The organism is Mesorhizobium sp. M7A.F.Ca.MR.245.00.0.0, assembly GCF_003997415.1.
Lineage (GTDB): Bacteria > Pseudomonadota > Alphaproteobacteria > Rhizobiales > Rhizobiaceae > Mesorhizobium.
This window is the reverse complement of sequence record NZ_RZTE01000016.1, coordinates 1-21,733: the sequence shown is the minus strand read 5'-3', so window position 1 is coordinate 21,733 and position 21,733 is coordinate 1. Positions and strand designations below refer to the sequence as shown.

Sequence of the window (21,733 nt, the reverse complement as noted above, 5' to 3'; positions counted from 1 at the left end):
ACTTTAGGGTGCATTGCTGCATCGCACAATAAAAGTATTGCTTGCCGATCGAAAAGGTCGTCCGCGGCCCACCCTTCAGTGGCTCAAAGTCCGATTCCGCGTTCCTTCAGGGCCTTGGTGATCTCGTCGAGGATGACCGGATCGTCGATCGTCGCCGGCATGGTCCATTCTTCCTTGTCGGCGATCTTCTGCATGGTGCCGCGCAGGATCTTGCCCGAACGCGTCTTGGGCAGGCGCTTGATTGTCACCACCGTCTTGAAGGCGGCGACCGGGCCGATGCGTTCGCGCACCAGACCGACCACCTCGTTCTCGATAGAGCGGATATCGCGGGTCACACCCGCATTCAACACCACGAAGCCCAGCGGAACCTGGCCTTTCATGGCGTCGGCAATGCCGATCACCGCGCATTCGGCGACATCGGGATGGGCCGAAAGCACCTCTTCCATGGCGCCGGTCGACAGCCGGTGGCCGGCGACGTTGATGATGTCATCGGTGCGAGCCATGACGTAGAGATAGCCGTCCTCGTCGACCATGCCGGCATCCGCCGTCTTGTAGAAGCCGGGGAACTCGTCGAGATAGGCCTGGCGGAACCGTTGATCGGCATTCCAAAGCGTCGGCAGGCAGCCGGCCGGCAGCGGCAGTTTGATCACCACATTGCCCAGCGTGCCCCGCTGCACCTCATGGCCAGCATCGTCGAGCACGCGGATGTCGTAGCCGGGCATCGGCACGCCGGGCGAGCCGTATTTCACCGGCAGCAGGCCAAGGCCGGCGGGATTGATGGTCATCGGCGAGCCGGTCTCGGTCTGCCACCAATGGTCGACCACAGGCACATTCAGCTTCTGCTCCGCCCATTTGATGGTTTCCGGGTCGGCGCGCTCGCCGGCAAGAAACAGCGTGCGGAACCTCGAGAGGTCGTATTTAGCAATGAACTCGCCCTTCGGGTCCTGCCCCTTGATGGCGCGGAACGCGGTCGGTGCGGTGAAAAGGGCTACGACACCATGCTCCGCTATCACCCGCCAGTAGGTGCCGGCATCGGGCGTGCCGACAGGCTTGCCTTCGAACAGGATGCTGGTGCAGCCATGCAGCAGCGGTCCGTAGACGATGTAGGAATGGCCGACCACCCAGCCGACATCGGACGCCGCCCAGAACACCTCGCCCGGCTTGACGCCGAACTCGTTTTCCATCGTCCATTTCAGCGCGACCATATGGCCGCCATTGTCGCGCACGATGCCCTTGGGCTGGCCGGTCGTGCCCGATGTGTAGATGATGTAGAGCGGATCGGTGGCCAGCACCGGCACGCAATCGACATTGGCGCCCGCTGCCCGTTCGCGAGCGACGGCATCGGCGTAGTCGATGTCGAAATGCTCCTTCAACTCGCAGCGCAACTGGTCGCGCTGCAGGATCAGGCAGGCGTCCGGCTTGTGGCGGGAGATCTCGATCGCCTTGTCGAGCAACGGCTTGTAGGCAACGACGCGGCCCGGCTCCAGGCCGCAGGATGCCGAAATGATCAGCTTCGGCCTGGCATCGTCGATGCGGGTGGCAAGCTCATGCGAGGCAAAGCCGCCGAAGACCACCGAATGCACGGCGCCGATGCGGGCACAGGCGAGCATGGCGATGGCCGCCTCGGCCACCATGGGCATGTAGATGATGACGCGGTCACCCTTGCGAATACCACGGTTCTTCAGCACCGAGGTGAGTGCAACCACCTCGCGCTTCAACTCGGCATAGGTGAACTTCCTGATCGTTCCCGTGATCGCGCTGTCATGGATCAGTGCGATCTGGTCGGCGCGCCCGCCGGCGACATGGCGGTCGATGGCGTTGTAGCAGGTGTTGCAGGTGGCGCCGGTGAACCAGCGGCCATAGACGCCAGCCGTGGCGTCGAACACCTTGTCCCAGGGCGAATACCAGTCGATGGCGCCGGCTGCGTCCGCCCAGAAGCGTTCCGGGTCGCGTTTCCAGCCTTCATAGACCTCGTGATAGCGTGAAGCCATCCATACCTCCCCAGGAATGATTTTCTTCCCTCCAGATAGCGCGCTCTACCCTTGGCCGCAAATGCACGCCATTGTACGGCCGATATCGACCTGGCGCTTGGGGGCAAGCAGCTATGAAATTGCGATTCGAGATTGGAGTGGAGATGTTTGCTGCTGTGCGGATCATCGGGCGCCTTGCGCTCCCATTGGTCATGGGTGTCGTGCTCGCGATCTCCGCTGGAACCGCTCAGGCTGGCGATGCCGCGGCACGGCACATCATCGGCTTTTCGCCGGATGGCGCTTATTTCGCCTTCGAGCAATATGGAGCGCTCGACGCCGGCGCCTCGGACTCTGGCTGGTCGCAGATAGACATCATCGATACCCGCACGGATCAGTTCGTTGGCGGTAAGCCGATCCTCGTCGTCGACGAGACGGAGGAGGCGATACTGACGCTGGAGCAGGCGAGGGCGCAGGCCGCCGCTCAGGCGGCGCCCATTCTCGCCCAATATGCCATCACATCCCCAGCCGAGCAGTCGGCTTCCGACAAGTTCACCTTTCCGGGCGAAATGGTTGCCTACAACGACATTTCTCGCCTCGAGCAGGTGTCGCAGAAATGGCTGTCGCCGCTCCATGGCGAAACAGGCATTTCGACCATCCAGCTCGACGAAATCCTGGCGGCCAGCACGAGCGATTGTTCGGCGAGTTTCGATGTGACGCGGCAAGGAGGGGAAAAGCCACTTCAGGGTGAGAAGGCGGGCAAGGCACTCGGCTTCCGGCTGACGCTGCAAGGCCAGGATGGCAAGCCGTTCAAGATCCTGCACGAGGACAAGACCGTGCCGGGCTCAAGAAACTGCCCGACCTCCTACAGCCTGTCGGAATCCTACGAACTCACCCCGGCCGGCAAGCCGGCGGTGATCGTCGTGCTGGTGCAGCGTTTCAGCCAGGGGTTCGAGGGGCGCGATCGCCGCTTCCTCGCGGTGACCGGGCAGCCACGCTGAGAGGTCACGCCCAGGCGCCGGCAGCCGCTCTGTCTGAAAGGTTGTTCTAGATCGGCAGGGCCACAAGCATGAGGCCAATGCCGCCAGCGATCAAAATGGCTGTGGCCAGCGCTTTTCTGTGACGTTCGAAGCTCGTCGGAGCCCGCTCCCAATTGTAACGCATACGCTATCTCCCCAATACCCGGACAGGTTTTACCTTACTTAGGGGAAGAAATGCAACGTCCGCTGCCGGCAGGCCCACTGCTTGTCACATTTCATCGATGACTATTTCTGGGACGAATGCGGCCGGGAAGACGCAACCGAGCAGGTTCTAACGCGACTGGCGCGGAGAATCCGTCAGCAAAGCCGTTGGTCCCGTGCACTGGGCTCCCATGATCGGCTGATAGACAGCGCTCCACCTCCGCGCTATCTGATTTCCGGGATGAGCGTGGCTTGGAGGGGCGTGGTGGAAATAGTCTCTGGAACCGTTCTGCGGCTGGCCGAGGATGCCTCGGTGCAGCATGTGGGCGATGGCGCAGTCGTGCTTTTGGCGCGCAGCGGCCAGCTTTACACATGCAACGGCACGACCGAAGCCTTTCTCGACAAGGTGGACGGCGCGCGCAACCTCGACCAGATCGTCGACCTGCTTTGCGAGGAGTTCGAGGTCGACAAGGGGACGCTCGATCAGGACATGGCGGCACTGGCCACGGATCTGATCTCTGAAGGTATCCTCGCCGCGCCAGGTGCTTGATGACTGACGGCCCGCTCCTGCGCGCTCTGTTTCGCTGCCATCTCTGGGCAAGCGCGCGGCTGATGCCGGTCTTGGTCGTCAACCGGAGCTTCGAGGAGGTGCTCAAATGGGCGCCGCTCGCCTCGTCGACGCCTTATCGCGGTCTGCCGTCCGCCTACATCGTCGCCAGCGTCAACCGCGCCGTCCGCCGTCCTTGGCTGATGCGTGACCGCAGGTGCCTGAGGGAGGGTCTGCTAGGTCATCGTTTCCTGCGCCTGGCCGGCTTCGATCCGGACCTGCGCTTCGGCGTCGATCCGCAGTCGATGCAAGCGCAGCGCCTGGCAGCGCATTGCTGGGTCTGCCTCGATGGCAGGCCGGTGGTCAGCGACAAGCTTCCCGGCATGGTCGAAATCTATCGTCATCATGCCGATGCCGTCAAGGCGCGTCCCGCTTGACCAGACCTTCAGCCTGCTATGGCCTCAACGGCCTGATCCTTGGCATATCGGCCGAGCGCCCGGAGCTGTGGCAGGATTTCGACCGGATGCTGGGCAGCCTGCGTATCGCGGAACCCGTCGAGCCGGACTTTCGTCTCGAAATCGCCGAGACAGACACCTTGGACGAGGCACCCAACGGATCCCTCGTCTTCGATGGCGAGGTGCCGGAGGATGGTCCCTGCCGGATGTTCGAGGATAGTGGTATCATCCATCTGGTCTTTCCCGAGCGTCAGACCGTTGCCATCAACGGCGTGGCGGGCTGGGCCGAACTCCGGATCCGCCCTGGCGCGAAAGCCGCGTGGACACCGGCAATGCTGGTGCTCGACGCCGCGCTCGACGCCGGTGGCCAGCATATGCTGCACACTGCCGGCTTGACGTTGCCGGACAGCGATGCGGTGGTGCTGATCCATGCTCCGAGCGGCACCGGCAAGACCACGACGTCCCTCGCGCTGGCAATACAGGGCTTTGGCCTCTGCTCCGACGACGCCATGATCGTGCATGCCACTTCGGGCAAGGTCGTAGCCTGGGGTCTGCCGCGCGCCGTCAAAATCCATCGGAAGACCGCGGAGATGATCCCGCAGGTGGCGCCCTGCCTTGGCCAGACCTGGGATCGCAATGGCGAACAGCCCATCTCGCTAGGCCGGCTGGAGGATATCATCCGGGTGGAAAACGCGTCCGCCCGGCCGGTGGCGGCCCTTCTGCACCTGGCGCGTTCCGCCGGAAGCCAGAGCCGGCTCGTCGCCATGGCCGGCACCGACGCAATGGTGGCACTGGCGGTGGACAACGTCCGCACCGGCATGACCGGGCTGCTGCCGATGCAGAAACGCCGGCTGGCGACCATCGCCGGGGTGGTCAATGCGGTGCCGACCTTCCGGTTGGAGGTGGGCGCGCGCCCGGCTGACGCTGCGGCACTGATCAGCGCCGCTCTGACGACTCGGGACTGAACAGCCGATCAAGCAGCGTGCGGTCTGGCCCTGGCCAGCCGTTGGATCCAGCGGAAGGCGTCGCGGCGTAGGCGCGAACCAAGCTTATCCCTGGAATTGACGCCGAGCAGCGTATCTGTGGTGATCAACCGTCTGGCCAGCCGTATCGAGAGATCTGGCTTGATGCGGCCGGCGAGTTCGAGCGCGCGGCTTTCGTCGAACAACTGGCCGGTCACATCGAGCACGATTGCCAACTCGAGCTCGATGCCGGTCATGCGGGCAGCGTCGAAGAGGCGTGCTTCCGCTTCGGGTGATTGCAGCGCCCGCACGCCTTGCAGCACGTCGACGCAAAGCTGCAGCCGGTGGAATTTGTGGCCGCCGGCGGCATGCACGATGGCGATCGTCAGAAGAGCCGCCGGCGTGTCCGTCGCGTCGCCGTCGATAGCGCGCAATTCAGGGAAACCCAGCGACAGGCGCCGCCGCATGCCGGTGTCATGCACGAGGTCGCCATGCAGTTCGACCAGCAGGCTGGAATTCTCCTTTTCGAGCCATTTGAATTCCTGCAATTCGTAGGACTCGGCCTCGTTGCTGCCAAGCTCGAAGCCGCATGCCGCGATCACCCGGTTTGCCCTGGCCAGATTGGCGGGTTCGACCAGGATGTCGATGTCGGTGAACGGCCTGTCGGCGACGTTGCGGTAGAGCTTTCGCGCGAAGACCGGTCCCTTGACGATCCGCGCCGGAATATTGTCCGCCGCCAGTCCCTTCATGATGCGGTCGCCATGATACTTCAACAGCATCGACTGGCCGGTGGCGATCGTCGCTTTCTGGCGCAGGTCCTCCAGTTTGTCTCGCAGATCCTGATCCGATGGCAGTTGCGCGTCGCCGCTGAGCTTGCGCAGCATGATCGGCAGGACGCCATGGAATTCGGCGTTGTCGAGCAGCGCCATCAGCGTCTTTGCCGGCAAATTATCGACGTCGACAGTCGGCGCCTCCGGATCTGCGCAGCGCAGCAGCAGCTTTTCTTCGGCAGGGGTAAGCGGTGGCAGCATCAACCTGGACAATGTTGCGATTGAAGGGAAAGATGTCGCAGAAAAGCAGGGTGGAAGCCAGCTTTACATGCCCCAGCGCAGCGCTGCTGTGTGCACCGGCGCGTCCCAGAATGCGGTCGTCTCGTCGTCGAGCATGGTCAGCGTGATCGAGCAGCCGGCCATGTCGAGCGAGGTGACGTAGGAGCCGACCAGCGAACGAGCCACCGTCACGCCATGCTTCTCGAAGATCAGCCGTGCGCTGTTGTACATCAGATAGAGTTCCATCAGCGGCGTGCCGCCGAAGCCGTTGACGAACAGCAGCGCCGAACCCTTCGCCCTGTCCCCGAGATCGCCCAGGATCGCGGCACAAATCTCCTGCGCGATCGCATCGGCGCTTTTCAACATGTCGCGCCGGCGTCCGGGTTCGCCATGGATGCCGACGCCAAATTCCATCTCTCCGTCGCCGATGTCGAAAGTCGGCCTGCCCGCCGCCGGTACGGTGCAACTGGTCAGCGCCACGCCCATCGAGCGGGTAGCAGCGTTGACGCCGTCGCCCAGCGCCTTCAGCGGCGCCAGCGCCAGGCCATGTTCGGCAGCGGCTCCGACGATCTTTTCCACCACCAGCGTGCCGGCGACGCCGCGCCGGCCCGTCGTATAGGAAGAATTCTCGACGGCGACATCGTCATTGGTCACGATCTGCAGGATGCCTTCCGACATTTCGGCCGCCATGTCGAAGTTCATGACGTCGCCTTCATAGTTCTTGACGATGAACAGGCAGCCGGCGCCCGTGTCGACGGCTTGCGCCGCCGCCAGCATCTGGTCCGGCGTCGGCGAGGTGAACACCTGGCCGGGGCAGGCGGCGTCGAGCATGCCGTGCCCGACAAAGCCGCCATGCAGCGGCTCGTGGCCGGAGCCTCCGCCGGAGATCAACGCCACCTTGCCCGGCCGCAAGGTCTTGCGGCGGATGAATTTGTGCTCGTCGCCAAGCACCAGGATGTCGGCATGGGCGGCCACGAAACCGTCGAGGCTCTCGGTCAGCACCGTGTCCACCGAGTTCATGAACTTCTTCACGATCGTCTCCTCCCGAAATAGGCCTTCCAAACAATTCCAGGAAAAATGTGTCGCGGTTTTTCCGGAATTGCGTAAAACAAAGAGTTCGATCAGCTACCCTTGCCGGTGATGCTGGTGATCTTCTGGATAAAGTCGTTCACCGCTTTGTCGAGTGCGGCGTTCTGCTTGTCGTCGCCGAAATCCGGCACCACAAGCGAGACATGCCGCGTCTTGCGCATGCCTGCCGCGACCGAAATTTTCCCCGGATGCGCCTGATGGTAGGCGGCGAGAAACTGATCGCGCTCAACCGGACTGAAATGGCAGACCGAAAATATAGCCGGCAAATGTTTAGACGGGATCGGAATTGAATAGGCAGGACTGGAAATCTGCGTGACGAAGCTTCGGTGTTTGCCGAGCGCATCGGCCAGGCGCTGGCGCATGCCGGATGGGCGCTGGTCGATGACGTGCGACAGGATCGTCTTGTAGGCGCGGATCGCGTCCTCGGAGCCAGGTTCGGGTTTGATGTCGACCATGCCGGCCGCGCCTAGACAGAAACGTCCGCGATGGCCGCCTTGGCCATGGCGAGTTGCGCCGGAGCGACGGAAAGATCGCGCAGGCCGGCCTCGAGCAGTGACGGGATCGAGGCGGGATCGCCGCCTGCATCGCCGCACAGGCTGACCGGGATTCCTTCCCGCTGGCCAAACGCGGTCACGGCAGCGATCAGCCGCAGCACGGCCGGATGACGGACCGAATTGAGATGTGCCACGGCAGCGTTATCGCGGGCAGCCGCCATGACATACTGGGTGAGGTCGTTGGAGCCGATCGAGAAGAAGGCGGCATCAGCAAAGGCTTCCGGCAGGATCGCCACCGACGGCACCTCGACCATGATGCCGAGCGGCGGCATCTTGCTCGCGATGCCGCGCGCGGCAAGTGCGGTCTGCTCCTCGGCGAACATCGCCGCTGCCTGTCGGTATTCCTCCACAATGGCGATCATCGGAAACATCACTTTCAGATTGCCGTGCACCGCGGCGCGCAGCAGTGCCCGGATCTGTACACGAAACACCTCCGGCCTTGCCAGCGACAGCCTGATTCCGCGCAGGCCGAGGAACGGATTGCTCTCCTCGATGGTGAAACCGGGCACCGGCTTGTCGCCGCCGGCATCGACGGTGCGGATCGTCACCGGTTTTTCACCAGCCCATTCCAGCACCTTGCGATAGGCGCGATACTGTGTCCCCTCGTCCGGCAGCGTCTTGCCGAACAGGAATTCGGTGCGCATCAGCCCGACCCCGTCGCAGGTGGCGATATCGATGCCGTCGACCTCGGACGGGTCGGCGATGTTGACCTGCATCCGCACCGCCGTGCCGGCCTTGGTCACCGCCGGTCGCGCCAGGAAGGTCCCGGCCCGATCGCGGCGCGCCCGGAATGATGAGGAGGATAGCCGAAAAGCGGCGATTTCGGTCCTGGAGGGCGACACCACGATGCCGCCATGTTCGGCGTCGAGCAGGGCGATGCCGGCGAGATGAGCCGGCGAAGCACCGAGACCGACGATCATGGGTACGCCGCGCGAGCGCGCCAGCATGGCGACATGGCTGGCCGTGCTGCCCGCCCTCAGCGCGATGCCGCCGCCGCTGCTCCAGTCGGTTTCGAGAAAACGCGTCGGCGCGATATCCTCGCCATAGAGGATGGCGCCGGCGGGCGGCTCGACGTTGCCAACCTCCGACAGAGCCCGCAGCACCTGGTCCCTGATATCGCGGATGTCGGCGGCGCGCGCGCGGAAATAATCCTGGTCCGAAGCATCGTAGCCGGCGATTTCAGCGTTAAGCGCCTGCCGCCACGCCGTGTCGGCCGGCAGGCCGGTGCGGATCGCGGCATAGGCCGGGCTGCTCAGCGCATCGTCTTGCAGCATGGCGATCTGAAACTCGAGAATGTCGGCGGCATCGCCCTCGGCCATCCCGATCATTGCAGTGAGACGGCCCGTGGCGATGCCGATTGCGGCATCGAGCGCGGCCTTCTCATCGTCGGCTGTTTCTTTGCCGACATAGGAGCCGACAGTCTGGTCGAGGTCGAACAGCGGCCCTTCGGCATAACCGGCCGAGGCCGAAATGCCTTTAATCCTAAGCGGTTCGGGCATGGTCCGCGCCTTCGTCGAAATCGCGCCGCACCAGTTCGACCAGCGCGTCGACGGCATCATTGGCGCCGTCTCCGCTGGCCCTGATGTGCAACAGCGTACCCTTCGGCGCCTTGGTCGCCATCACCTTGACGATGCTCTTGGCGTCGAACCAGGGGCCGTTGGCGGCAAGCGCGATTTCCACCTCGGCGGCAAAGCTCTTGGCCAGCTTGGTGAACTTCACCGAAGGACGCGCGTGCAGGCCCACCTCGTGGGTGATCACAACGGTCGCTTCGGCGGATGCGGACATGTCTTCAAACTTCCCGTTCACTCACGACGGCGACAATTCATGTGCCGTCGCCACCACTTCCCGGAGCGAGGCGCCGCCGGAGGCCTCGGTCGCCGCCATCACCGCGCCTTCGACGATCGGCGCGTTGCAGACGATGATCTTGTGCGAGCGTGGCTCGCCGATCATCTCCACCGCCATTTCCGAGTTGGTCTCGGCACCGCCGAGATCGACCAGAATGGCGACACCGGCTTCCGACCAGGCCTTGTCGATGGCGCCCATGATCGCCTCGACATTGGTGCCGAGCCCGCCATGGCCGTTTCCGCCGCACCATGCAAGCGGCACTTCGTCGCCCACCATCTGCCGCACCATGTCGGCCGTGCCCTCGGCAACCAGCGGCGAATGCGAAACGATGACGATGCCGACATTGCTCATGGCTGACCTTCCAGCGTTTCGACGATCGTGCGCACCAGAAGCGCGGTCGAGCGTGCACCGGCATCCATGTGGCCGATCGACCGGTCGCCAAGGAACGACGCACGGCCGCGCCGGGCCTTCATCGGCACGGTCGCCTCGGCGGCCGCATCGGCGATACCTGCGATTTCCGGCGCCGTCTTTCCCTGCAGCAACGCGTCATGCACCGGCTGCAGCACGTCGAGCATGGTTTTTTGTCCAACCTGCGACTTGCCCCGTGCTGCCACCGCTTCGATCGCCTTGCCGAACGCCGCCGTCAGATTGGCGCGATCAGGCGCCGCTGAAATCTCCTTGCCGAGTGCCAGGAAAAGGGTGCCGAATAGCGGGCCGGAGGCGCCGCCGACCGTCATCACCAGCTTGGTGCCGATTGCCTTCAAGGCATCGGGCAGCGGTTTGGCCGAAAATGCTTCGGCTTCCGCGCGCACGGCCTCGAAGCCGCGCTTCATGTTCAGCCCGTGGTCGCCGTCGCCGATCGCCTGGTCGAGCGCCGTCAACTCCTCGGCGTGAGCGGCAATGGTATCCGCAGCGGCCGCGATCAGCCTGGCAAGGTTCAACGCCGCCATGTCACCCGCATTTCCGGTTTCTATCTTGCCGGCAGTATCGAAAGAACGATCATTCGACAACTGGAGCATGAATCAGGCCGCTTCGTGCAGTGCGGCGGCGGCCGCGAAGACTTCGGCCACCGCGTGAGCGCCGGGGTCGACCACACCCTGCAATTTGCTGCCGACATAGGCGGACCGTCCGGCCTTAGCTTTGTCCATGGCGGAGGTGGCTTCGGCACCGCGTCGGGCCGCCACAGCCGCTTCGTCCACGCTCTTGGCATCGAGCGCTCTGAGGGCTGGCTCGAGGGCATCGACCATGGTGCGATCCCCCATCCTGGCCCCGCCATAGAAAGTCATTCGGTCGAGGCCGGCAAGCAGCGCCTTGGCTAAGCTCGCGCCGCTCTCCAGAGCTTGCGCTGCGGCGGTGAAGAAGATCGACAGCAGCACGCCGCTGGAGCCGCCCATCGACGCGCTCAGAATGTCACCTATCGCGCCAAGGGTCGCCGCCGGCTCGGCAAGCGGCAGCGCATCAAGCCGCTCGAGAACACTGCGCGCGCCGGTCGCCACCGTCGAGCCGGTGTCGCCGTCGCCTGTCTTGGCGTCGAGCCCGTTCAACGTGGTTTCCAGCGCGATCAGCCGTTCGCAGATGGTGACGAGAAGAGAGCGGGTCCGCGCATCCTGGCTGGGCTTGCGTGCCGCGCTCTGTCCGGCCGCTTTCGCCATCGGCACGACGGCAGGTGAAACAACCGGCTTTGCCGGCATCCAGGCGTGCGGACCGACCGGCGCCTGCAAGGCGGTTTCGCGCGCCGCATCCAGCCGGATCAGCGACAGCGAGAAGCCGTTCATGTTGAGCGCCGTCATCAGCGGGCCCGGGCCGATCGTCAGCTTGATGGTTTTGGCCAGCGGCGATGCAAGCACCGCATTGGCGACGACAGACATTTCGAGCGGCGGCACGGAGCCGAGATTGTTGATCAGCAAGGCGTAGGTGGCCTCGGGATCAAGCCGTGCCGCGAGGCGCTCCACCATGATCGCCACCAGTCTGTCGGCACTCTGCACCGCAATCCTTTCGACGCCCGGCTCGCCATGAATGCCGAGGCCGAGTTCACCGTCATTCTCGCCAAACCTGTCTTCGTGCGGCTGGCCGGGGATCGAGCAGGACGACAGCGACATGCCGAGCGAAACGATATCCTTCGCCGCCGCGCGAGCGGCCGTTGCGACGAATGCCAGATCATGGCCGGCCTCCGACAGATGGCCTGCGATCTTGTGCACGAACAAGGTGCCGGCAACTCCGCGCGGCTGGTTGATGTCCGGCAGCGCGATGTCGTCGGCGACGATCACCATCTCTACATGAAATCCTTCGGCGCGCGCCTTCTCGGCGGCCAGGCCGAAATTGAGGCGGTCGCCGGTGTAGTTCTTGACGATCAGCAGGCAGCCGGCCGGACCGCTGACCGCCCGGATGGCCGCCAGCACGGCTTCGACGCTTGGCGAGGCAAAGATCTCGCCTGAGACCGCCGCCGTCAGCATGCCCTTGCCGACGAAGCCGGCATGTGACGGTTCGTGCCCGGCCCCGCCGCCCGAGACGACGCTGACTTTCGTCTTGTCCCAGTCGGCGCGCAGGATGACCTTGATCTCGGGATAGCCGTCGAGGCGCGCGAGATCGCCTGATCCGATGGTCCGCAACAGGCCGTCCAGCGCCTCGGTGACGATCGTTTCCCTGCGATTGAAAAAGTGCTTCATCGAATTCGTCCCGTACTGGCAAAGTCAAAACCGGTGCTGAATCACCGAAAACCGCTCACATCAATCGCTGTCCATCGGCGCCGAAATACAGCGGCGCCCGGTAGCGGATCACCACTTTGTCGCCCTGCGCCAGATCCGTGTCGGGATCGGTCAGCGTCACCAGTTTCTTGGTCCCCACCGTCACATGCAAATGGTTCTGATCACCGAGATGCTCGACCCAGTCGACGATGCCGTCGGCATGACCATTCGCGGCCTTCGCGATCGTCAGATGTTCGGTGCGCGCGCCGATCGTCTTGGTCCCGGCCGGTGCGCCGCCGTCAGGCAGCAGTCCGGTCGGCAGAAGATTGATCGCCGGTTGGCCGAGCCTTGCCGCGACATGAAGGTTTGCCGGCTCGGAATAGATGGTGCGCGGCGAACCGATCTGCACCAGCACGCCCTCAGTGAGGATGCCGATACGGTCGGCCATGGTCATCGCCTCGATCTGATCATGCGTGACATAAAGCATGGTGGCGCCGAGTTCGGTCTGGATGCGCTTCAGCTCGAGCCTGAGATCGCCGCGCAGCTTGGCATCGAGCGACGACAGCGGCTCGTCCATCAGATAGATCGAAGGCTTGCGCACCAGCGCGCGGCCGATGGCGACGCGCTGCATTTCGCCGCCCGAAAGCTTGGTCGAGCGGTTGGCGAGCTTGTGATGGATGCGCACCATCTTCGCCACCTCCTCGACTCGGCGGCGGATCTGGTCCTCCGGCATTTTCCGCGCCGGCGAGCGCAGCGGGAAGGCGAGATTGTCGAACACCGAGAGGTGGGGATAGAGCGAATATTGCTGGAAAACGAAGGCCGTGTCGCGCTCGGCCGGCGACAGTGTCGTGGCATTGTGGCCCCCAATCTCGATCATGCCGGAATCCGGCCGTTCCAAACCGGCGATGAGCCGCAGCGTCGTCGTCTTGCCTGCCCCCGTCGGCCCGAGCAGCACGACGAACTCGCCATCTGCTATGTGCAGGTTGAGGCCGTCGACGGCGACATGGTCGCCGAAACTCTTGGTCACGTTCTTGATGTGCACCTCAGCCATGCTGGGCCCTCCGCTCCGAGGCGACATCGTGGATCGCGGTTCTCACCGCGCGGCCCGATCCCTTCTCGAACAGCGACAGCCGCGCGCTGCTCAGCGTCAGGCCGACATGGTCGCCGGTGGAGAGCCGGATTTCGGCCGGCACGCGTGCCTTGATGATACCGTCCGCCGTTTCGACCGCGACAATCTGCGTGGTGCCGAGATATTCGGTGCCGTAGATGGCGCCGCGCAGCTTGGAGGCGTCGTCGAAGCGTATGTGCTCCGGGCGGATGCCAAGGGCCATGTCGCTGGGTGCGATGTCCTCTCGTACCTCCGGCACCGCGACCTTCGCACCTTGCACGATGATCTCCCTGGCGCCTTTGGCCAGCCCGCCGCCAAATCCCAAAAAGTTCATCGGCGGCGAGCCGATGAAGTCGGCGACGAACATGGTCGCCGGGCGGTCGTAGATTTCGCGTGGACTTCCGAACTGTTCGATGACGCCATGGTTCATCACCGCGATCTTGTCGGCCATCGACATCGCTTCCATCTGGTCGTGCGTGACATAGACCGTCGTGGCACGGATGCGGTTGTGCAGTTCGCGCAGTTCATGGACCATCAAATCGCGGAATTCGGTGTCGAGCGTGCCGAGCGGCTCATCCATCAGGAAGCATTTTGGCCGCCGCACGATGGCGCGGCCGAGCGCGACCCGCTGGCGGTCACCACCGGCAAGTCCGGAGACGGATTTGTTGAGCAGATGATCGATGCGCAGCAGTTTTGCTGTTTCCTCGACACGGGTGCGGATCTCGGCCGAAGGCATGCCTTGCGCCAACAGCGGGAAGCCGATGTTCTTGCGCACGTTCATGTGCGGATAGAGCGCGAACAGCTGGAAGACGAAGGCGATGTCGCGCTCGCGGGCCCGCAGCATGGTGACGTCGTCGCCGCCGAGCAGGATTTGGCCACCAGTCGGCAGCTCGAGCCCGGCGATCATGCGCAAGGTCGTCGTCTTGCCGCAGCCCGACGGCCCGAGCATGACGAAGAACTCGCCATCCTCGACGACGAAGTTGGAATCCTGCACGGCGACGAAATCGCCGAAGGCCTTTCTCAGGTGCTGGACGCGGATTTCGGCCATGATTATTCCGGGAATTTCGAGACGATGATGAACATCACGGTGCCGGCGAGCATGGTGATGAAGGAGTAGGTGTAGAGCGACAGCGCGAAGGGCTGGAACAGCATCAGGAAGCCGATGGCGATCAGCGCCGTGGCGATGTTTTCCATCAGCCCGCGCCTGGCCCAGACCGGCCAGCGCGACTTGCGTTTCTGAGGCTTGGTCATGCTCATTTGCGCACCGCGCCGAAGGTGATGCCGCGCAGCAATTGCTTGCGGAGCAGAATGGTGAAGACCAGGATCGGCACCAGGAAGATCGTCGTGCCGGCCGCGACCGCCGGCCAGTCCTGGCCGCCTTCGCCGATGATGGTTGGGATGAAGGGCGGCGCGGTCTGCGCGGTGCCCGAGGTCAGGAGTGCCGCGAACGCATACTCGTTCCAGGCGAAGATCAGGCAGAAGATCGCGGTCGCTGCAATGCCGGTCGTCGCTTGCGGCAGCACGGTGCGCCAGAAGGCCTGCAGCCGCGTATAGCCGTCGATCATCGCCGCCTCTTCGTACTCGCGCGGGATTTCGTCGATGAAGCCTTTCAGCAGCCACACCGCCAGCGAAACATTGACCGCCGTGTAGAGCAGGATCATGCCGAGCGCCGTGTCCGACAGGCCAAGCTCGCGGTACATCAGATAGATCGGAATGGCGACGGCGATCGGCGGCATGAAGCGCGTCGACAGGATGAAGAACAAAAGGTCGTCGGCGAGCGGCACCTTGAAGCGCGAGAAGCCATAGGCCGAGAGCGTGCCGAGGAACACGGCGCAAAAGGTCGAGCCGAAGGCGATGATCAGCGAATTGACGAAGCGCGGCAGGAAGTTGGATGGACCGGCGATCACCATGTTGCGCTTGCGCGTGGTCTCGTCGCAGAAGCCTGTCGCCGGCCCCAGCGAGTTGATGTATTCCGGCGTCTGACGGGTCCGCGTCGTGAACAGATTGCAGTAGCCTTCGAGGCTGGGCTGGAACAGGATCTTGGGCGGATAGGCGATCGAATCCGGCGGCGTCTTGAAGCTGGTGGCGAAGATCCACAGCAGCGGCACGATCGAGATCAGCGCGTAAAGCACGATGATCGTGCCGGCGATCCGTTTCGAGTTGCTGCTCGGTGCGACGACCGAATGGGCTGTGGTCAGGCTCATCTCTGCTTCACCTTGTTCAGCGCCTTGACGTAGATGTTGGCGAGGCCGAACACCGCCACGAAAAGAATGATTGCGAAGGCCGAGGAATAGCCGGTGCGCCAGCTCTCGAAAGCCTGCCTTTTCAGCGTGATCGAGGCGACCTCGGTGGTCGAGCCCGGCCCGCCGCCGGTCAACAGATTGACCATGTCGAACATCTTGAAGTTCTCGATACCGCGAAACAGCACAGCCAGCATAATGAAGGGCAGCGCCATCGGCAGCGTGATCGACCAGAATTGCCGCCAGTTGGAGGCGCGGTCGACCTCGGCCGCCTCGTAGATGTATTCGGGGATGGAGCGCAGGCCCGCCAGGCAGATCAGCATCACGTAGGGTGTCCACATCCAGGTGTCGACGATGATGATCGACCAGGGCGCCAGCGACACGTTGGAGAGCATCTGGATATCGGTCGGCGGAATCCTCGTGACGAAGGAAATCGCGTAGGCGAATAGGCCGATCTGCGGCTCATAGAGGAAGCGCCAGAAATTACCGACCACCGCCGGCGACAGCATCATGGGCACCAGGATCAGCGTCGTCCAGAAGGCGTGGCCGCGGAACTTCCTGTCGATCAGCCAGGCCAGGGTGAAGCCGATCAGCGTCTGCAACAGGATGGTCCAGAAGACGAAATGCGCCGTCGTCTGCATGGCGATCCAGATATCCTTGTCGCCGAGGATGCGCTGGTAGTTGGCTAAGCCGAGGTTCTTCACCACCTCGTTCGGCCGGTTGGCGCGGTAGTTGGTGAACGACAGATAGATCGCCCAGAACAGCGGGAAGATGTTGATGGCGAGCAGCAACAGGATCGTCGGCGAGATGAACAGCCAGGCGAGGCCCTTGTCGCTGATGCCCCGGACTTTGCGGGCCAACGGTTCCGGGGTCGCCCGGGCAACGTTCTCCGCGGTCCGATTAAGCATGGTGAGTCCTGCTTCGGTCACTTGGTCGTCTCTATCATGGAATTTATCTGAACTGCGTCCCGTGCCAAGGGCGGCACGTGACCTAGAGCATGATGCCGAAAAGTGTGAAGCGGTTTTCGGACGACATCATGCTCTCTCTCTTTATTCCTGGAGCTGGATGGTTTCTGGTCGATTCGACCTGAAATCATCCAGCTCAGGGGTCGGGCTCGGGAGGAGCCGGGTTACATCTTACCGTCGTCCTGGAAGACCTGCGTCCAGTCCTTGACCAGGCCGTCGAGCGCATCCTTGGCCGAACCCTGGCCGGCGACGACATAGTCATGGAAGCGTTTCTGCGAAGCCTGCAGCAGCGGAGCGTAGCTCGGCTCGGCCCAGAAGTCCTTCACGATGGCCATCGAGTCGAGGAAGGTCTGCGCATAGGGCTGGCTGGCCGGGAACTTTGGATCCTTGACGACCGCGTTGAGGCAGGAATAGCCACCGAGCGACCACCATTTGGCCTGCACGTCCTTGTTGGCGAACCATTTGATGTATTTCAGCGCCGCCTCCTGCTTGTCGGAATAGGACACCACCGAGATGCCCTGACCGCCGAGCTGGGCGAACTGCTCGCCGTCAGGCCCCTTCGGGTTGACGAAGTAGCCGATCTTGTCGCCGCCGACATTCTCGTCCTTCTGCAGGCCGGGCCATGTGAAGGCAAAGTTCATGTGCATCGCCACCTGGCCGGATTTGAAGGCGTCGACGCCTTCGCCCATGTAGCTGTTCGACGCGCCGGGCGGGGTGCAGCAATCATAGAGCGCCTTGTAGAACTCCAGGCCCTTCACCGACTTGTCGGAGTTGACGAAGCCTTCCATTTCGTAGGGCTTCTTGGGGTTTTCGTACTGGAAGCCATAGCTGTAAAGCACGTCCATGGCGCCCATGGTGATGCCTTCCGAGCCGCGCTCGGTGTAGATCGAGGCGCCGTAGACGGTCTTGCCGTCGATCTCACGCTTCTGGAAGAACTCGGCGACCTGCTTCAACTGGTCGAAAGTGGTCGGCGGGCCGAGATCCCAACCGTACTTCTCCTTGAATTCCTTCTGCAGTTCCGGCTTGGAGAACCAGTCCTTGCGATAGGTCCAGCCGACGACGTCGCCCATGGCCGGCAGCGCCCAGTAGTTCGGCGTGTTCTTCGGCCATTCCGAATAGCCGACGACGGTTGCCGGCACGAAATCGTCCATGCTGATCTTCTCCTTGTCGAAGAAGTCGTTCAGCTTGACGTAATGGCCGTTCTCGGCCGCGCCGCCGATCCACTGGCTGTCGCCGATGATCAGGTCGCACAATTTGCCGTGCGAATTCAGCTCGTTGAGGAAACGGTCGGCATAGTTGGTCCATGGCACGAACTCGAATTTCATGCCGATGCCCGTTTCCTTGGTAAAATCCTTGGACAGTTCGACAAGCGCGTTGGCCGGGTCCCAGGCGGCCCAGCACAGCGTCAGGTCTTCAGCGTGCGCGACGTTCGAGACGGCTGTCGACGCTGTGATCGCCGAGGTCAGTCCCAACGCCAGTTTCAAGCTCGATTTCATGACTTCCTCCCATTTGCGAAACGCGCCCGGATGACGGTTTCAAAAAGCCCTCAACCCCTCTCCTCAGGGGCCCAAACATGGCTGCGCGGTACGCTGCGGATGTTTAGTAATTTGTTTAGTGATGCAATTTTTACTAAACAAAGCAAGCGAATTCGTTGCTGCGCCGCAGCATGCTTATCGCGATGTCTGAAAACGTTGGAGAAGCGCGGCTCGCTGGTCGGCTTACCGAAGCTGTTCAGGCCGATTGTGACCAGGACGTGGGGTCGCCTCGGCTTCTCAATCGACCCTTCTGGTGCTCACCATCACCTTCCGGATCGGCGGCGCCGGCGGCAGCAGCGCGCGGATATCGGCGAACGGGAACGACGGTTCGAAGCGGAAGGCTTCGGCCGATGAGCCTTGCGCGCCGTTGCACTGGCCGGCGCGAAAGGCGTTCTGTGTCCGCGCGATGTCGACGAAGCGGTCGGGATCCTGCGACTGATGCATTCGGATCGCCTCGGCCTTGACGTCGGCATGGGCGGAAATGTCGACATAGTGCGTCGGCGAAAAACCGGTGCCGGCCATCGTGTCGGCATGCAGCACCGGGACGGCGAAAGACGCCGCGATGCGCACGCCGTCCGACAGTGCGCGATGGTCGGCGTGATAGTCGTTGGGCGCATGCGTGATCACCAGATCCGGGCCGGTTTGACCGATCAGTGCTTTCAAAACTCCGATCAGCGCTGCATCGGCCACCAACTCGCCGTCCGGAAAGTCGAGGAAGCGTGGCATTGCGCCTACCAGCGCAGCCGCGGCCGTTGCTTCATCGCGACGGACATGAGCGAGAACAGCGGGATCACTCGTGCCGCCCCTGGCACCATCCGTGGCCATGGCAAAAGTGAGCTCTGCGCCTTGCGCGGCATAGGCGGCCATCGTACCGAACATGAAGATCTCGATGTCGTCCGGATGGGCACCGAGCGCCAGGATTTTCAAATCACTCTCTCCCCGGAACTGGAACAACGTGACGAACGGAATCCTGCTCGCCCTGATCGCCTACGCAAGCTATTCGGGCAGCGATGCCGTTGTCAAAAGCCTGGGCGGTCAGCTCACGATCTTCGAGATCGGCTTTTTCATAACCTTGTTCGCGGGCTTCTTCCTGTTCTTCACGCGACCTGCGGGCGAACGCTGGCGCGATTTCTGGCGCACCAAAAGGCCATGGGCGGTGCAGGCGCGTGCCTGGGCGGGTATCGCTTCCGGCGTGCTCAGCGTCTACGCCTTCACCACCATTCCTCTGGCCGAGTCCTATGCGCTGATCTTCCTGGCGCCGCTCTGCGTCACCATTCTCTCCACGGTGATCCTCAAGGAGAAGGTCGGCCCCTGGCGCTGGCTGGCGGTGGTCGCCGGTTTCGCCGGCGTCATGCTGGTGGTGCGGCCTGGCTTTCGCGAGCTCAATCTCGGCCATTTTGCCGCCTTCGGCGTTGCCTTCCTCGCGGCCACCAGCGTCATCCTGATGCGCTCGCTGGCGCAGCAGGAAAAGCGCACCACCATGCTCGGCGTGCTGGTCGGTTGCGGCCTGCTGTTCAACGGCATCGGTGCCGCCGCCACCGCCTTTACTGTTCCCAGCGGAAAGCAGTTGCTGTGGCTGGCAATGGCCGGTGCCTTCACCGCGGGTGGACAATTCCTGCAGCTGCTGGCCATGAAATACGCGCCCGCCAACCGCGTCGCGCCGACGCATTATTCGCAGATCGCCTGGGCGGTGATCCTCGGCGCGTTGTTCTTCCAGGAATATCCGGACGGGCTGTCGCTGGTTGGCCTGGCGGTCGTTGGCGGTGCCGGCCTGTTGACCATGGTTCGTGAGGAAGCGCGGCTGGGCACCGTGCGCTGGAACCCGTTTTCGCGCACCCGGCTTTGAACCGACTCTGGTTGCGCCTTGGCCGTAACCGCTGATATGCGGGCGCCATGACCACAAAACCCCTGCCGGAGCTTCCTGTATCCGCCGTGCTGCCGGCGCTGACGGAAGCGCTCGGCCATGGCAACAGCGCCGTGCTGGTGGCGCCGCCGGGCGCCGGCAAGACGACGCTGGTGCCGCTGGCGCTGCTTGACACGCCTTGGCTCGGCGCCGGCAAGATCATCCTGCTTGAACCGCGCCGCCTCGCCGCCCGCGCCGCCGCCCGCCGGATGGCTGAATTGCTTGGTGAGGAACCCGGCGCCACCGTCGGCTATGCCATGCGCATGGAAAACCGCATTTCGGCAAAGACCAGGATCGTGGTCGTCACCGAAGGCGTGCTGGCGCGCATGATCCTCGACGATCCCGAACTGCCCGGTGTTTCGGCTGTCATTTTCGACGAATTCCACGAGCGCTCGCTCGACGGCGATTTTGGTCTCGCTCTGGCGCTCGACGTCCAAGGGGCGCTCAGGCCGGATCTGCGCTTGGCAGTGATGTCGGCGACGCTCGACGGCGCGCGTGTCGCCAAACTCATGTCGGGCGCGCCGGTCGTCGAAAGCGAGGGTCGCGCCTTCCCCGTAGACATCCGGTATGACGAACGCCCCGCCGGCATCGCCATCGAGGACGCGATGGCCAAGGCGATCCGCGCTGCCCTTGCCGACGAGAGCGGCAGCGTGCTTGCCTTCCTGCCCGGCCAGCGCGAGATCGAGCGAACGGCCGAGCGGCTGGCCGGCAAGGTCGGCACTGAAACCGACATCGTGCCGCTCTACGGCATGCTCGACGGCAAGGCGCAGGATGCCGCGATCAAACCGGCACCATCAGGCCGCCGCAAGGTGGTGCTGGCCACCTCGATCGCCGAAACCTCGATCACCATCGACGGCGTGCGCGTCGTCATCGATTCGGGCCTGTCGCGGCTGCCGCGCTATGAGCCGGCCAGCGGCCTCACCCGGTTGGAGACCGTGCGCGTCAGCAAGGCTTCCGCCGACCAGCGCGCCGGCCGTGCCGGGCGCACGCAGCCAGGCGTCGCCATCCGGTTGTGGCGGGCCGAGCAGACGGCTGCACTCCCCGCCTTCACGCCGCCGGAAATCCTCGAGGCCGATCTGTCCGGACTGCTGCTCGATTGCGCTGCCTTCGGCGTTGCCAATCCGGCAGGGCTCGCTTTTCTCGATCCGCCGCCTGTTCCGGCCCTTAATGAGGCAAGGGGGCTACTACGCGCGCTGGATGCCATCGACGACATGGGGCGCCTGACGGACGCGGGTGCAGCGATGCGCAAGCTCGCCCTGCCGGTGCGGTTGGCGCACATGGTTGCCGAGGCAGCCGGCAGCGGCCATGCCTTCGAGGCGGCGATGCTTGCCGTGCTGCTCACCGAACGCGGCCTTGGTGGCGACGGCGCCGATCTGGAGCGGCGGCTGGTGCGTTTTCGCGGGGAAAAATCGCCACGCGCTACAGCCGCCAAGCAGCTCGCCGAACGGCTGGCGAGGCAGGCTGGCGAGGCGAAGGGCAGCGAAGCTGCGGCAGCCGGTCCCCTGCTCGTCCACGCCTGGCCGGATCGGGTGGCGAAGGCGCGCGGCGAGCGTGGCCGTTTCGTGCTGGCCAACGGCTCCGGCGCCATGCTCGACGCCGCCGTGATGCGCGCATTCTGTGCCTTGCCCTGCAGGTCGGCGACGACCAGA

22 protein-coding genes are annotated in these 21,733 nt (G+C 63.7%); 6 read left to right on the top strand and 16 right to left on the bottom strand.

Annotated elements, in window-relative coordinates; translation table 11 throughout:
* Positions 1–83 precede the first annotated feature (83 nt).
* A complete protein-coding gene (locus EOB80_RS17675; protein WP_127328790.1) occupies positions 84–1,991 on the bottom strand; it encodes a propionyl-CoA synthetase in 1,908 nt (635 codons plus the stop codon).
* Positions 1,992–2,134: 143 nt separating this feature from the next.
* Here EOB80_RS17675 and EOB80_RS17670 point away from each other — a divergent pair, with 143 nt between their 5' ends.
* The 4 genes from EOB80_RS17670 (at position 2,135) to EOB80_RS17655 (ending at position 5,115) form a co-directional block, all read left to right on the top strand.
* On the top strand, positions 2,135–2,968 hold the full coding sequence (locus EOB80_RS17670) for a DUF2259 domain-containing protein (protein ID WP_245466371.1): 834 nt from the start codon (positions 2,135–2,137) through the stop codon (positions 2,966–2,968).
* A 445-nt stretch (positions 2,969–3,413) separates the two neighbouring features.
* Positions 3,414–3,698 (top strand): PqqD family protein, encoded by a 285-nt coding sequence (locus EOB80_RS17665; RefSeq protein WP_013528093.1) that lies wholly within the window; start codon positions 3,414–3,416, stop codon positions 3,696–3,698.
* Positions 3,698–4,132: a lasso peptide biosynthesis B2 protein gene (locus tag EOB80_RS17660; RefSeq protein WP_127328789.1), complete on the top strand. Its 435-nt coding sequence runs from the start codon at positions 3,698–3,700 to the stop codon at positions 4,130–4,132. The genes EOB80_RS17665 and EOB80_RS17660 overlap by 1 nt, the downstream gene beginning before the upstream one ends.
* Entirely contained in the window at positions 4,129–5,115 is a 987-nt protein-coding gene (locus EOB80_RS17655) for a serine kinase (protein WP_127328788.1), read from the top strand. The genes EOB80_RS17660 and EOB80_RS17655 overlap by 4 nt, the downstream gene beginning before the upstream one ends.
* Positions 5,116–5,123: 8 nt before the next feature.
* Here the strand turns inward: EOB80_RS17655 and EOB80_RS17650 are convergent, their stop codons facing one another.
* The 15 genes from EOB80_RS17650 to EOB80_RS17580 all read right to left on the bottom strand — a co-directional run bounded on the left by EOB80_RS17650 (position 5,124) and on the right by EOB80_RS17580 (position 19,108).
* Positions 5,124–6,143 (bottom strand): nucleotidyltransferase family protein, encoded by a 1,020-nt coding sequence (locus EOB80_RS17650; RefSeq protein WP_127328787.1) that lies wholly within the window; start codon positions 6,141–6,143, stop codon positions 5,124–5,126.
* Positions 6,144–6,206: 63 nt separating this feature from the next.
* A complete protein-coding gene (gene dhaK, locus EOB80_RS17645; RefSeq protein ID WP_127328786.1) occupies positions 6,207–7,193 on the bottom strand; it encodes a dihydroxyacetone kinase subunit DhaK in 987 nt (328 codons plus the stop codon).
* Positions 7,194–7,282: 89 nt separating this feature from the next.
* On the bottom strand, positions 7,283–7,705 hold the full coding sequence (locus tag EOB80_RS17640; RefSeq protein WP_127328785.1) for a hypothetical protein: 423 nt from the start codon (positions 7,703–7,705) through the stop codon (positions 7,283–7,285).
* Between the two features lie 11 nt (positions 7,706–7,716).
* Positions 7,717–9,303, bottom strand: a complete 1,587-nt coding sequence (ptsP, locus tag EOB80_RS17635) for a phosphoenolpyruvate--protein phosphotransferase (protein WP_127328784.1) — start codon at positions 9,301–9,303, stop codon at positions 7,717–7,719.
* On the bottom strand, positions 9,287–9,589 hold the full coding sequence (locus tag EOB80_RS17630) for an HPr family phosphocarrier protein (RefSeq protein WP_127271907.1): 303 nt from the start codon (positions 9,587–9,589) through the stop codon (positions 9,287–9,289). The genes ptsP and EOB80_RS17630 overlap by 17 nt, the downstream gene beginning before the upstream one ends.
* 21 nt (positions 9,590–9,610) lie before the next feature.
* A complete protein-coding gene (dhaM, locus tag EOB80_RS17625; RefSeq protein WP_013528085.1) occupies positions 9,611–10,000 on the bottom strand; it encodes a dihydroxyacetone kinase phosphoryl donor subunit DhaM in 390 nt (129 codons plus the stop codon).
* On the bottom strand, positions 9,997–10,599 hold the full coding sequence (dhaL, locus tag EOB80_RS17620; RefSeq protein WP_127328783.1) for a dihydroxyacetone kinase subunit DhaL: 603 nt from the start codon (positions 10,597–10,599) through the stop codon (positions 9,997–9,999). The genes dhaM and dhaL overlap by 4 nt, the downstream gene beginning before the upstream one ends.
* A gap of 72 nt (positions 10,600–10,671) precedes the next feature.
* Positions 10,672–12,315: a dihydroxyacetone kinase subunit DhaK gene (locus EOB80_RS17615; RefSeq protein WP_127328782.1), complete on the bottom strand. Its 1,644-nt coding sequence runs from the start codon at positions 12,313–12,315 to the stop codon at positions 10,672–10,674.
* Positions 12,316–12,370: 55 nt separating this feature from the next.
* Complete coding sequence (locus EOB80_RS17610) at positions 12,371–13,384, bottom strand: ABC transporter ATP-binding protein (protein ID WP_127328781.1); 1,014 nt, start codon at positions 13,382–13,384, stop codon at positions 12,371–12,373.
* Positions 13,377–14,489: an ABC transporter ATP-binding protein gene (locus EOB80_RS17605; RefSeq protein ID WP_127320731.1), complete on the bottom strand. Its 1,113-nt coding sequence runs from the start codon at positions 14,487–14,489 to the stop codon at positions 13,377–13,379. The genes EOB80_RS17610 and EOB80_RS17605 overlap by 8 nt, the downstream gene beginning before the upstream one ends.
* Before the next feature lie 2 nt (positions 14,490–14,491).
* Positions 14,492–14,698: a hypothetical protein gene (locus EOB80_RS17600; protein WP_127320730.1), complete on the bottom strand. Its 207-nt coding sequence runs from the start codon at positions 14,696–14,698 to the stop codon at positions 14,492–14,494.
* On the bottom strand, positions 14,695–15,645 hold the full coding sequence (locus EOB80_RS17595; protein ID WP_013528079.1) for a carbohydrate ABC transporter permease: 951 nt from the start codon (positions 15,643–15,645) through the stop codon (positions 14,695–14,697). Before EOB80_RS17595 ends, EOB80_RS17600 begins: the two co-directional genes overlap by 4 nt.
* On the bottom strand, positions 15,642–16,589 hold the full coding sequence (locus EOB80_RS17590) for a sugar ABC transporter permease (protein WP_013528078.1): 948 nt from the start codon (positions 16,587–16,589) through the stop codon (positions 15,642–15,644). Before EOB80_RS17590 ends, EOB80_RS17595 begins: the two co-directional genes overlap by 4 nt.
* Before the next feature lie 221 nt (positions 16,590–16,810).
* Positions 16,811–18,142, bottom strand: a complete 1,332-nt coding sequence (locus EOB80_RS17585; RefSeq protein ID WP_127328780.1) for an ABC transporter substrate-binding protein — start codon at positions 18,140–18,142, stop codon at positions 16,811–16,813.
* Positions 18,143–18,418: 276 nt separating this feature from the next.
* Positions 18,419–19,108 (bottom strand): PIG-L deacetylase family protein, encoded by a 690-nt coding sequence (locus tag EOB80_RS17580; RefSeq protein WP_127328779.1) that lies wholly within the window; start codon positions 19,106–19,108, stop codon positions 18,419–18,421.
* A gap of 28 nt (positions 19,109–19,136) precedes the next feature.
* Here EOB80_RS17580 and EOB80_RS17575 point away from each other — a divergent pair, with 28 nt between their 5' ends.
* Together EOB80_RS17575 and hrpB are read left to right on the top strand one after the other, a co-directional pair.
* The gene (locus EOB80_RS17575; protein WP_127320727.1) at positions 19,137–20,027 is read left to right on the top strand and encodes a DMT family transporter; all 891 of its coding nucleotides are present in this window, start codon (positions 19,137–19,139) and stop codon (positions 20,025–20,027) included.
* A 47-nt stretch (positions 20,028–20,074) separates the two neighbouring features.
* On the top strand, positions 20,075–21,733 hold a 1,659-nt coding region (gene hrpB / locus EOB80_RS17570; RefSeq protein WP_127328778.1), incomplete at its 3' end, for an ATP-dependent helicase HrpB.